Annotated in this window: 14 protein-coding genes; 5 read left to right on the top strand and 9 right to left on the bottom strand. The window is 39.5% G+C overall.

The window, feature by feature from the left end:
* A partial coding sequence (locus ACKTT2_RS41710) for a hypothetical protein (RefSeq protein ID WP_407897611.1) occupies positions 1–189 on the top strand: 189 nt, incomplete at its 5' end.
* Here the strand turns inward: ACKTT2_RS41710 and ACKTT2_RS41705 are convergent.
* Positions 182–637: a chemotaxis protein CheW gene (locus ACKTT2_RS41705; RefSeq protein ID WP_407897609.1), complete on the bottom strand. Its 456-nt coding sequence runs from the start codon at positions 635–637 to the stop codon at positions 182–184. The genes ACKTT2_RS41710 and ACKTT2_RS41705 overlap by 8 nt on opposite strands.
* Entirely contained in the window at positions 630–2,831 is a 2,202-nt protein-coding gene (locus ACKTT2_RS41700) for a chemotaxis protein CheW (protein WP_407897607.1), read from the bottom strand. The genes ACKTT2_RS41705 and ACKTT2_RS41700 overlap by 8 nt, the downstream gene beginning before the upstream one ends.
* 358 nt (positions 2,832–3,189) lie before the next feature.
* Here ACKTT2_RS41700 and ACKTT2_RS41695 point away from each other — a divergent pair, with 358 nt between their 5' ends.
* Entirely contained in the window at positions 3,190–3,339 is a 150-nt protein-coding gene (locus tag ACKTT2_RS41695; RefSeq protein WP_407897605.1) for a hypothetical protein, read from the top strand.
* Positions 3,340–3,451: 112 nt separating this feature from the next.
* The gene (locus ACKTT2_RS41690; protein WP_407897603.1) at positions 3,452–4,486 is read left to right on the top strand and encodes a cation:proton antiporter; all 1,035 of its coding nucleotides are present in this window, start codon (positions 3,452–3,454) and stop codon (positions 4,484–4,486) included.
* Between the two features lie 117 nt (positions 4,487–4,603).
* Here ACKTT2_RS41690 and recQ read toward each other — a convergent pair whose 3' ends face one another.
* The gene (gene recQ / locus ACKTT2_RS41685) at positions 4,604–6,760 is read right to left on the bottom strand and encodes a DNA helicase RecQ (protein ID WP_407897601.1); all 2,157 of its coding nucleotides are present in this window, start codon (positions 6,758–6,760) and stop codon (positions 4,604–4,606) included.
* A gap of 91 nt (positions 6,761–6,851) precedes the next feature.
* Between recQ and ACKTT2_RS41680 the strand changes: the two genes are divergently transcribed.
* The gene (locus ACKTT2_RS41680) at positions 6,852–7,175 is read left to right on the top strand and encodes a S1 RNA-binding domain-containing protein (RefSeq protein ID WP_407897599.1); all 324 of its coding nucleotides are present in this window, start codon (positions 6,852–6,854) and stop codon (positions 7,173–7,175) included.
* On the opposite strand, the gene ACKTT2_RS41675 is transcribed toward ACKTT2_RS41680, so the two are convergent.
* Genes ACKTT2_RS41675 through ACKTT2_RS41665 form a run of 3 tightly spaced genes read right to left on the bottom strand, consistent with a single transcriptional unit; the run spans position 7,139 to position 8,577 of the window.
* Positions 7,139–7,948 carry a hypothetical protein gene (locus ACKTT2_RS41675; RefSeq protein WP_407897597.1) on the bottom strand — a complete coding sequence of 270 codons (810 nt, stop codon included), beginning with the start codon at positions 7,946–7,948 and terminating at the stop codon, positions 7,139–7,141. The two genes, ACKTT2_RS41680 and ACKTT2_RS41675, sit on opposite strands and share 37 nt — an antisense overlap.
* A gap of 48 nt (positions 7,949–7,996) precedes the next feature.
* Positions 7,997–8,377 (bottom strand): DNA methyltransferase, encoded by a 381-nt coding sequence (locus tag ACKTT2_RS41670; protein ID WP_407897595.1) that lies wholly within the window; start codon positions 8,375–8,377, stop codon positions 7,997–7,999.
* 11 nt (positions 8,378–8,388) lie between these two features.
* The gene (locus ACKTT2_RS41665) at positions 8,389–8,577 is read right to left on the bottom strand and encodes a hypothetical protein (RefSeq protein WP_407897593.1); all 189 of its coding nucleotides are present in this window, start codon (positions 8,575–8,577) and stop codon (positions 8,389–8,391) included.
* Positions 8,578–8,696: 119 nt separating this feature from the next.
* On the opposite strand from ACKTT2_RS41665, the gene ACKTT2_RS41660 reads away from it, so the two are divergent.
* Positions 8,697–8,981 carry a DUF427 domain-containing protein gene (locus tag ACKTT2_RS41660; protein WP_407897591.1) on the top strand — a complete coding sequence of 95 codons (285 nt, stop codon included), beginning with the start codon at positions 8,697–8,699 and terminating at the stop codon, positions 8,979–8,981.
* A 174-nt stretch (positions 8,982–9,155) separates the two neighbouring features.
* On the opposite strand, the gene ACKTT2_RS41655 is transcribed toward ACKTT2_RS41660, so the two are convergent.
* The 3 genes from ACKTT2_RS41655 to ACKTT2_RS41645 all read right to left on the bottom strand — a co-directional run bounded on the left by ACKTT2_RS41655 (position 9,156) and on the right by ACKTT2_RS41645 (position 11,172).
* The gene (locus ACKTT2_RS41655; RefSeq protein WP_407897589.1) at positions 9,156–9,605 is read right to left on the bottom strand and encodes a TOBE domain-containing protein; all 450 of its coding nucleotides are present in this window, start codon (positions 9,603–9,605) and stop codon (positions 9,156–9,158) included.
* Between the two features lie 131 nt (positions 9,606–9,736).
* Positions 9,737–10,090 (bottom strand): hypothetical protein, encoded by a 354-nt coding sequence (locus ACKTT2_RS41650; RefSeq protein ID WP_407897587.1) that lies wholly within the window; start codon positions 10,088–10,090, stop codon positions 9,737–9,739.
* Between the two features lie 542 nt (positions 10,091–10,632).
* The gene (locus tag ACKTT2_RS41645; RefSeq protein WP_407897585.1) at positions 10,633–11,172 is read right to left on the bottom strand and encodes a phycobiliprotein lyase; all 540 of its coding nucleotides are present in this window, start codon (positions 11,170–11,172) and stop codon (positions 10,633–10,635) included.
* Between the last annotated feature and the right edge of the window lie 339 nt (positions 11,173–11,511).

The following is an 11,511-nucleotide window of genomic DNA, read 5'->3' as shown; positions in this document are numbered from 1 at the left end:
CCTTGGAAGGGGGGAGAGCTGATTTCTAGTTCCCTCCCCGATGTATTGGGGAGGGAACTAGAAATCAGCTCTCCCCCCTTCCAAGGAGAAATCAGCTCTCCCCCTTTCCAAGGGGGGATAATGGGGGGTAATAATGCGATGAAAATCACAGCCAACCACTTTTCAAACATCCTTTCCAATTTTATTTAAAATTCACAGCTAAAATTTTTTTGATATCTAGAACTAGTACAAACCCCTCTTGGAGTGGATAAGCTCCCGCTAGCATTTGACGCATTCTACCTTTCAACGTTGCAGGTGGGGGTTGAAAGGTGTTTTCTGTAAACTCCAAGACATCCCCGACTTCATCGACGAGCAAGCTAACTGCTTCATCGTCCAAACAGACAACGATATGAAATCCCGGTGCTTCATCTATTAATTTAGCAGTCGATCGCATGACTGACTCGCCCATTTCTAATCGCTGCTGCAAATTGATGGCGGTGAGAATTTGTCCGCGTAGGTTAATGAGTCCACAAATATCAGGTGGTGCTAAAGGTATACGAGTCATCACTTCGGGACGAATCACCTCTTGAACGTACTGTATATCAATACCAAAGTAAATTTTGTTGAGAAAAAAAGTGCAAAGTTGTTGTTCAGCCACGACTGGTTGTTTGCAGTAAATAGGGGTTGGAAATTTGAATCACGGTGTCAATGTCAAGAATTTCCGTAATTTTACCTTGAATGACAGCACTTAAGAGAACGCCCGGTCTACTAGGGATACCTGTGATTGTCAGTGGCTCATCTACTATATCCAGAATATCATCGACCACTAGCCCAACACTCAATTCTGAGTGGAGAGAAACAATGACAAGCGCAAGCGTCTCTGCTTCACTTGCAAAAGCTCCTTCGCCATCGCCAAATACTGTATGCAGATCGATAACTGGCAAAATTTTACCGTAAGACTGCACTACATACTGATTTCCTACTTTCTCGACAGCAGAACGAGGAACTTCTTCTAACCGAAACGCAATTGTGAGGGGAATACCCATAGGTGTATTTTGGGGTCCCTGAAATAGCAAAATCTGTTGGCGCTCGACTTGATTTTGGATGTTTGTTTCTGTGTCACTCGACAAGAGTTGCTTTTGTTTTGTAATTATACCCGCTCGGTTTGCTAAACCCGCAACATCAACAATCAATGCGACTCTGCCATCCCCCAGAATGGTTGCTCCTGCAAATAGGGATAGCGCCTGCAACTGCTTTCCCAAAGGTTTTACAACAATATCCAGGATATCTTCAATTGTGTCTACAAGTAGCCCGAATCGACAATTTTCAGCTTGAACAATTACAAGACTCAGTGTTTCGGAGTTGGTAACCCTGTCCTCGATCTGCAACACTTGATTGAAGTAAACTATTGGTACGAGCTCGCCCCGCAAGCGATACACGGGTACGTCGTAAAGCATCTCAATACTATTGAGTGCTTCTGCTTCTAAGCGAACTAACTCTTGCAAACTCGTTTGGGGAATGGCATAGCGATCGCCTCCACTGGCTACAATTAATGCTGGGATAATTGTCAGCGTCAGAGGAATCTTCAGTTTGAATGTTGTTCCTTGTCCCTGTTGGCTGTGAATTTCTATGCTACCGTTAATTTTCTCAATATTGCTCTTGACAATATCCATCCCCACCCCTCGTCCGGAAAGGTTGGTTACCCGTTCGCTAGTGGAAAAGCCCGGTAAGAATATTAAATTCATAGCCTCCGACTCATTCATTGTCGCTGCTTGTATAGCACTCACCAAACCAAGCTGTAGCGATCGCTCTTTGAGTCGTTCTGGGTCGAGACCGCGACCATCATCGCCAACCTCAATATTCACTTTACCACTTTCATAAAAAGCTCTCAAAAATATGCGTCCTACAGTTGATTTACCACAAGCAATCCGCTCGGCTGGTAACTCAATGCCATGATCGATGCAGTTACGGACTAAGTGAGTCAAGGGATCTTTGATCGCTTCCACAATAGTTTTATCCAGTTCCGTATCTACGCCTTCCATTTCTACCTGAACTTGTTTCCCGGAAGCGCTCGCCAAATCGCGAATCACGCGAGGAAATTTTTGCCAAATAGTACTCACTGGTTGCAACCGAGTTTTCATCACTCCTTCTTGCAATTGAGCGGTAATTAGGTTAAGGTGCTGGCAAGTTGCAACAAAGGCAGTATCTTGAAACCGATCTGAAAAACCAAGCGCTTGGTTGCGGACTAAAACGAGTTCGCCTACCAAGTTCATCACCCGGTCCAATAGAGAAACATTGACTCGGATGTGAGATGATTCTGATACACTTAAAGCTGAAGTTTCTGGAAGCTCGCTATCCCTCGACTCAACAAACTCACTTTGTTGTGACGGGGTTGATTGTTCGATTTCTTCCTGCAATCGGGTTAAAGTCGCGATGAGTGCTGATGGATCGTTATCGCCCTCAAGCTTGGTTGCTTTTATTTGTGATAGAATTTGACGAATGCTGTCAACTGTTTGCAGTAAGGTACTAACAATTTGAGGGGTCACTGCTAGCTTGCGTTCGCCCTTTGGGCGGCTCCTTCTGGGAGCATCGCCGTCAGGTTGATGTGGGGTACTTTCCCGCAAAGAACTTAGCAAACTCTCCCCTGCATGAGCAAGCGATTCTAATTTTGGAAACGGTAAAAAGCCACAGTTCCCTTTCAAGGTGTGAAGCGATCGATAAATACGAACTAAAGCTTCTCCGCTAGAAGATGCTTTTTCTAAATTAATAATGTCTCGTTCAATTCGATCTAGATTCTCATAGCTCTCAAGTAGAAATGCTTCTATATCATCGTCATTTTCTGCTAACTCCATTGCTTTGATATGCTATAAATTTATGTCTTTTGTATTCATCATAAGCTTTGTTTAATAGAAAAAGCGATCGGATCTCGCTTTTTGATTCAACCTTGAAAAATCCTCCTAATGAGGCATGAAAGTCATGCTACCTACTCGGTCATGATTTAGACAGTTATCAGTGTCCAAATAATCTTAGTAATTCCCAAGTTAAGCATATGAATACAGTGTACGACGCGATCGTTATAGGTGGCGGGATAGCTGGTGCATCATTAGCATACCATCTCGTTTGTCAATGGTGATACTTTTTTGGCACAGAAGGTACAGCATATTGCAGGTAAATGAGGTACAGTAATAATTTAGTGCGTCAACTTAGAAAATGAAAGCTTACTCTATCGACTTACGAGAAAAAATAGTTTTGGCTTACTCTCAAGGTGACACCTCGACCAAGATTAAGAATCAACGAAAGAAAGAGTCTTTCTCGCTTAGTTTAGTTTGCAGAACTCAAAGCGATCGCCTAAACCTTTAGCAATAAGCATAGGTTAATGAAATTGATTTAGACTCTGTTGAGAATATACTGTTCTTGTTGAGATGATGCGGCTGTCCTGGCCTACCATCTCTACTACTATTGTTAAAATGTAATGCTTAAATTAAGTATTTTGTCACTCGGATTGGGATTTGCAGCTCATTGGTTTGCAGTTGCATTTGGGATCAATGCTACAACCATTCCCTATCTTGAAGAAATAATGAATACTGCGATCGCATTAAGCCTATACATCAATGTATTAAATATTGATAAAACTTTATTTAAAAGACATTTAGGATTAATTATCAGGATTTTAGTTCTTGGAGTCCCAATAAAAATTGTCTTACCGGGTTTTCTTCTAGCTCTTCTTTCACCAAATCTGGCTCCTGTCGCCTACTTATGTGCAACAGTGATTGCTCAAATAGACCCAATTGCCTCAGCTAAATCTCTTGATAGTAGCAAGATTAGCAAAAAGTCTGAGACTATTTTGAGAGCTTGGACTAGTTTTGATGACCCAATTAGTATACTATTTGCTTTTTATATTTTTTTACCACTGCTAGTCTCAACTAATTTCAGTTGGAGTCAATATTTTGTACGGATTGGTGCTGATATTGTTGGTTGTTTTACAGTTTATTACTTTAGCAAGTGGATAAAGACAATACGTCCTCATATAAAAAATTTGTTAGAAATAATTTTTGGAGTCATAATTATTGTTTATAGTGTTTTATCTGATTCATTTCTTTTGTCTGCATTTGCTGGACTCTTTCTAAGACCAACTGCATCAGAAAAACTAGAAATAATGATTTCTCCTATTTTTTATTTTAGTGTGATTGTTATTGGTTTATTGTCTACTAATCTAAGCTTTGATTGGCTTTCTGGGGGAATCCTGGCATTTTCCACATTTTTCTTAGGACAAGTTATTGTCACTCTCCTGTTTTTAAAAGAGTCTATGGCAAACAAAGCAAGAGTTATGTTTGGTCATCAAAATGGGATGACTGCAATTCTATTAACCGTTGCTATTGAAGTAGCTGGCTCAGAAAAAACAAGAAATTTGTTATCAGTTACAGTACCTGCAATTATCTTAATTGCTTTATTTTACTTTATGACTAATTATCTTTTAGATCGAACTTTACCACGCTCTCAAACTTAATAGTTTTGTTAGATTTAAATTAACCGCTATACTGTATTATTGCGATTTTTAGCATTATCGCCTACTCCGTAAAGCGCGAGCAGAATCTCAATCCCAAATCCCAAATCCCAAATCCTATCACTTCTTCCCCTTATACCGCCACTTTATCTTTACAAGACGAATTTCATCAAAACTGTAGTTATCCCCAAGATACTCTTTGATAGGTGTGAGAGGAACATCTCCAAGAATTTCTAAGACTTGTCTAATTTTTTGCTGTTTCTCTACAGACACTAATAAATTTAAATCTATTTGCTGCTTCTTCTCAATGAGATTGCAAAGGTGACCGATAATGGTTGACGGACGAAGATTGCGTTTTTTCGCAATTTCTTGAACGCTCAAACCTTGTTGGTGCAGTTGCAATGTGTACAGTTCTGTACCTATAGGTAATTCTTCAGATGGTGTAGAATTGAGTTTCTTCTCTAGCAAACCTTGTTTTTGATGGTAAGTACGAATTTCTGCTAGAAATTGGTCTCCGTATTGCGAGACTTTATGACTAGTTACCCCGGAGAGTTTACTAAATTCTAATAAACTTTTAGGTTGCATCTGTGCCATCAATCTTAATGTAGAATCAGAAAAGATGACGTAAGGTGCAACAGATTGAGAGTCTGCAATTTGTTTGCGGAGCGATCGCAATTTCTGTAAAAGTAAATCTACCTCTGCTGCTTTTGCATCCCTGTCTGTTATGGTTACTCTTTGTGCAACTGGAACAGCAAGAGTCACTGTTCGCTGTCGGCGCATGATTTCCCAACTTAAAGCATTCAGTTTTAAGACTGCATAACCATCGCTTGTTTGTTCGAGAAAACCTTGATGCAACAGAGAACGTCCTAACATTCGCCATTCATCTAAACCTCTATCTTTCCCAATTCCATAAGTAGATAGTTTATCGTGTTCGTTTTGGATAATTTTCTGAGTTTTTGCACCCCGTAATACATCTATAATATGACCCATTCCATACCTTTCTTTGCATCGAGCCACGCATGATAAAAATTTCATGGCTTCGATAGTCCAATCTTCCTCTGGCTTGGGATGACGACAGTTATCGCAATTTCCACAATTGCCTGCAAACCGTTCTCCAAAATAACCCAATTGAATTGTACGACGGCAAACTGTGCTTTCAGCATAATCTATCATTTGCCGTAGTTGTTGTTTGGCAATCAATTGTTCTTGAGGAGCGGTTTTTTGATTGATACTCCACTCTATAGTTTTGACATCACCAAAGTTATAAAAAAGCAGACAGCGAGATGTTTCTCCATCTCTTCCCGCCCTACCTGATTCTTGATAATAACTTTCTATATTTCGGGGTAGATCGAAGTGAATCACAAACCGCACATCTGGCTTATTAATTCCCATTCCGAAGGCAATTGTTGCCACGATAACGCGCACGTCATCGCGAATAAACCGAGTTTGATTTTGATTGCGTTCGTCATCTATTAATCCAGCATGATATGGTAAAGCAGAAATTTTCTCGTGTTGGAGTTTAAGAGTGAGTTCATCAACTTTTTTGCGCGTTAAGCAATAGATAATTCCCGAACCATCTGTTTCTCGAATCAGTTCCAATAATTCCGCGAAAGCAGATTTTGTTTTAGAACGGACTTCGTAGTAAAGGTTTGTGCGGTTAAAGCTAGAAATGTGGATGATAGGTTGGTTTAATCCTAATTGTTGGATTATATCAGCACGGACGCGATCGGTTGCTGTGGCGGTTAGGGCAGAGACAGGTATATCTGGGTAGCGTTGGCGTAATAACTTCAGTTGGCGGTACTCTGGGCGAAAGTCATGTCCCCACTCTGAAACGCAATGGGCTTCGTCAATTGCAAAGGCAGAAATACCAACTTTGTGATGGACGAGATCGAGTAAAGGCAGAAATCTTTCGCTGACTAGCCGTTCTGGAGCAACGTAGAGTAGTTTGATTTTACCTTGGAGCAGGGCTTCTTCACGCGATCGCACTTGATAGGCATTGAGGCTGCTGTTAAGAAATGTTGCAAAAACACCATTATTTCGCAATGCTTCCACCTGGTCTTGCATCAAAGCTATGAGTGGCGATACAACAACCATGACACCTTTTTTAAGGAGTGCAGGAAGCTGAAAACATAAAGATTTTCCCCCACCAGTGGGCATAACGATCAGTAAATCCCGATTTAAGAGCGCTTGTTCGATGATTTGCCGTTGTCCGGGGCGGAAGGTATCGTAGCCAAAGTATTGTTTTAGCGCTTGTTCTAGAGTGGGAGACTGATACATACATCAATTTTGTACGAAGAAGGCAGCTTGCCTGCACTTGATTGTAACTAATTCTAGCTGAGGAAGAAAAGCCACAAGCTAAAATCATCGTATGAGTCATAACTTTTGGAATCAAGTAAAATCCAAGTATCGACTTGGAGAATTAATCCATGGTAAAGTCGAGCGTCATTTCCCATTCGGAATCTTCGTTGATATTGATGACGAAAATGTAAGAGGAATTGTTCAAATTACAGACTTTGTTGATACGGGGGACATGACACCAGAGATGTACCCTGATGTTGGCTCACCGATAGAAGCAGTTGTAATCGGATATACCGAAGACGAGCGTAACCAAGTTTGGCTGAGCGTAAAGCCTAGTGTATTACAGAAATCGCTCCATTATTCTGGTTTTTGTGCTGAGACCAGAAACTCATAAAGTTCTTTTTTCGATGTTCGTTTGCGAATTGTGTGAATACTTATATTTACAAAGCCAACTGATTTAAAAATGCTTGCAAAAATGCATTCGACTGGAAGCATTATGTCATAAAATTTGGAATTACCTACAATATAATGGATATCTCCTCCTGGTTTCACTACACTAAAAAGTTCTCTACAGTGTTGTACCATATCATAAAAATACTTATGCACATAACGAGAGAGTAGATCGCTAGTTTGAGCTATTTTATTCAGAATGTCGTAAAAATCATCATAAGGAATTTTCAAGTCATACTCCGGTTTCCATTTTCCTACATTACTTGTGGCACAACCCCAAGTTCCACCAATTGCTTTCCAATCAAGCTCACCCGCGTCTCGTGCGTTTGTCAAGTATTTTAGCCAGTACATATATGGGCGTAATTCACGAATATAACTCATGCGATTAGGATAGGGTGGTGATGTAATGACACAGGTGTAATGGTTTTGCTCTAACTTCATACTAAGATTTCTAGCATCACATAGAAGAATGCGCGGCTGCAAAATAATATTTGAATTTGCTGATTTACTTATTACAGATACTGTCTGTCTCCAACTTTTTTCTACTTCATTTTCCCTAATTTCTAATGGGTGAGTATTATCGCCACTTTTAAATGACATTGATTGATGTCTAAAGCTGACATTAGCACGCTCAATGATAAGACGACAAAACGTTATTTTCAGTAAATCAACCACATTTTCTGAAACACTCTTTTCACTTTTACTAATAGTCTTCATTATATAACCGAGAATGCTTAATGTTTTTTCATCCTACCACTTCTCAATCTAGTGCAAAGGAGGAATCCAAATATTTTCTACTTCGGCTGTACAGATATTTTCTATAATTACATTAGAAATTTCTACAAAAGCTGTTATTTCTTCCGCTTTATAGAAACGAGTTTTAGTATGTGCAAGCCATACAAGAAATGGATTAATATCAGTGGTATAGCTTTTGATTCCTTTTTCTGCACATACAAGTGCTGTTGTACCAGTACCGCAAAAGGGATCTAGTACGACTGGATTTTTATTTTTGTGTGTTTCCAATAAATCTGAAACAAGATGAACTGAATAGGCCGGTGTGAGTCTTAACCATCCATAACGAGTATGCTTTAGATTACCTTTATATGTGAGATGTTTATGAAGACCAAGAGTTTGTGTTAATTTCATATTATTATCAATTAGGCACTAAGTAAAGCTGTTAAGATATCCTCTATTTGTTTTTTTATCCGTTCAGAATTTCTTTGATAAAATCCTGCAAGGTCGTAACCAATAACATCCTTGAAGAAAACATACGCGCTGTCGATTGTAGTACCATGTAGAGTACCTGTTAGAAGTAACCATTGAGCTTGAGTGTATCGTTGAGCCACATCTGTTACTATTTTTTGCGATCGCCAATTTTTTGGTATAAACGTCTCTAAGTATATGGGAAAGAAACCCGTCTTGAAACGATAATATGATTATGTATACTCACTAGTAGCGATCGCATATGCCTAAAGCAATCTGGAATGGTGCTGTTATAGCCGAAAGCAATGACACTGTAGTTGTGGAAAGCAATCATTACTTCCCCCCTAATGCAGTCAATCAGGACTACTTGAAGGAGAGCGACACTCATACAACTTGTCCTTGGAAGGGTGTTGCTAGTTACTACAGTATTGAAGTTGACGGACAACTCAACAAAGATGCTGCTTGGTACTACCCTAGTGCTAAGGAAAAGGCAAAGAATATTGAAGGTTACATTGCCTTTTGGAGAGGTGTCAAGGTTGAGCCATAGTCAAAATTTTGTATTTTGACCAAAATACATTCCAAATAAAAAATACCCAATCTACTTTTTGTAGGATGGGCATCTCCATTCTTGTGGGATGGGCAAGGATGCCCATCCTAACATAATAGACGGAAGTTCCTGACTTTATTTTGTATAAATAATTACAAAAAATGAAGATCGAGCTTACTCGCTAGCAATGACAATATCGTTAGACTTGATCACAGCATAAGCCTCTTTTCCCTCTGTTAGCTCTAACTCATCAGCTGAAACTCTTGTAATAATTGAGGTAAGTTCAACTTTATGAACGATCTCCAGTGTAACCTCAGTATTTACGGCTCCTGTAATAACTCGTTTGACAACTCCTTTTAAAATATTCCGAGAACTGACTTTTAAAGGTTTTTTCTGACCTAAAACATCTATCCCAGGGCTGACTTCACTACTCCAAGCATCATTTTTTCCTTTGCGCTGAGTCGATCGTGATGGCGCTACAGAAGGTTCTCGATCGAGACCCCGCACTAATTCCCGCAAAATTTCTGTTTTGGTGCGCTGAGACTGTTGGCAAAATTCCTCTAAAATCTTTCTCTCCTCCTCCGAGGTTTGAAACGTAATCCATCCTTGTTCTTTTCTTGGCATAGTTTTACCAAATAAGTTGGTAATCGAGTCCGATCTCGATCCGATCCTACCAAGTACAAATCCGTTTGAAAAGAAAACTTTGTTGAGTTAGCACCTATAGCCCCAATTTTTACTCAATCTCAATCTGCCACTTAAACTTCATCCATCCCAACTTCCCAAGGAATTCCCTTGTCTACCGGGGGACACAAGCGAATTTTGGCACTATTAGAAAATAGGTTTAATTTTTTAAAAATATCGGGAACAACATTCGCGATATGCCAGTAACTTTCTAAGTCATAGCAGATAATGAGTAGCGTCAATGTGCCAGCATTTATTGTGAAATACCAGTGACAACTAGACAACAAAAATCGCATTATGGGACCGCAAGCTTTGTAAAACTTCTGACAAATAGCTTCCTCTAGTTGCCTCACAAGCAACACATCAAGATGTATGCTTCGGGATGGCTGATCGTCTGGGGGAAGAGGAGGAAGAAAGAATTTACCCATTAAATAAGTCCTCCTAAAAAACAGGATACCATTCTTTTAACTTTGCACTTTATTCTCTTGGAAGTGGAATTTTCTCTAGGTTTTTTTCCAAATTCCAAAGTAAAAATTTAAATTTAAAATCAAAAGTTTACATTTAAGTAATATAGGTCTCCTATTTGATTTTTGAAATATACGTGGTAGGGTGGGCATTGCCCACCGAAAATCTATTGGTGGGCAATGCCCACCCTACAGTACTGAGATTTTTTCAGAAATCAGATAGGATTACTATAGTACTTGAATAGATGACTTTTGCTATGTAGGACTCCTCCGCAGATTTTTGAAACACACGTAGGGTGGGCAATGCCTACCAAAAGCTTCAGTGGTGGGCATTGCCCACCCTACAGTGCTTAAAATTTTTTACGAATGATTTATGATTACTATGTAGAGCGATCGCTTACTTGCAGCAAATACAATTTTTGTGCAGTAGTACTGTTTGGTGGGCAATGCCCACCAAACTACGGATGTTTCTACGTATATTTCAGTAGTGCCGTCTGCCCTCTACCCTAATCTATTCTTTTTTCTAAATACTGACCAATCATGATTTGTTCGCCCGCACGAGAGATAATTGACTGACGAGTGCGGTACTTGCTACCAATAAACTTTAACTCTTCCTCAAACACTGAACCGTTGTACTCTGTTCTCAAACATAGGGTTTTGGGGTTTGGGAAGTAATATTCAGCAGTAATAGGCTTAGCTGTTGCAAAACCGCGATCGCGATACAAAATGTTTCCCAATGCACCAAACAGCGTTGAACCATTAGACTCTTTCCTTCCTGTTACGGAATTGGCACTTTCCCAAGTGACTTCAGTACCACATATTAAACTTACTGTCTCTGGCAAATCGTGCATTTGAGCTAGTTTTTGCAATTCCTCGCATCCTGCAGTTAAAAACCGTATAGCGATCGTACTTACGACTTCTTTGGTTTCTCCGTCCGGTAGTGTGTAGTAACGCCGTTCAGACCGCCACATCCCAACGGATTCTCGAAAAAAGTCAATTAATAGAGATTCATCAGAGCTTTGTGCAAGTTTAAGTAGTGCTGTCACTGGTAGTCTTCCTCTCTAATATAAAGTTTCATCAAGTGTTGGGTTTAAATACACTATGTGTGTCTTAAATACCAGATTTCTTGATTTTTTTTAATATTATCTATAGATTTAGGAAACTAACTGATAGAATTACTACAATAGTGAAAATCAGTATTCTGACTTTTGTGACAACTCTCTTAAGTTAGATTTCTCACAGTTTTTTGTAGATTCCACAATCCGATCGGTCTAGTTTGAGAGAAACAAACTGGTATGAAGCTAAGTCTTTACTTTAGGTAGAGCTAAAAAAAAATTAACAATTGTTAGAATTTTCTTAAAAAGAATGAAGCAATTCATGTAAAG

The organism is Scytonema hankhaensis NUACC26 (assembly GCF_045865695.1).
GTDB lineage: Bacteria > Cyanobacteriota > Cyanobacteriia > Cyanobacteriales > Nostocaceae > Scytonema.
This window is presented reverse-complemented; position numbering and strand designations above follow the sequence as displayed.